General features: G+C 54.3%; 1 rRNA gene. It reads right to left on the reverse strand.

The features are described 5' to 3' along the window. Window positions 1-243, reverse strand: a 23S ribosomal RNA gene (locus HPT30_RS00265); the annotation flags it as partial.

Raw genomic sequence — 243 nt, forward strand, 5'->3', positions numbered from 1 at the left:
TATCGGTCGCCAGGTAGTATTTAGCCTTGACAGATGGTCCTGCCAGATTCATACGGGGTTTCACGTGCCCCGCACTACTCGGGATCCGTCTCGGAGAGAACACAGTTTAGGTTACAGGGCTTTTACCTCTATCGCGGGCCTTTCCAGACCTCTTCACCTACCATATTCCTTTGTAACTCCATGTGAGACGTCCCACAACCCCAGGAGGCAAGCCCCCTGGTTTAGGCTGTTCCGCGTTCGCTC

The sequence above is a fragment of the Paenibacillus agri genome, assembly GCF_013359945.1.
Classification (GTDB): Bacteria; Bacillota; Bacilli; order Paenibacillales; family Paenibacillaceae; genus Paenibacillus_AQ; species Paenibacillus_AQ agri.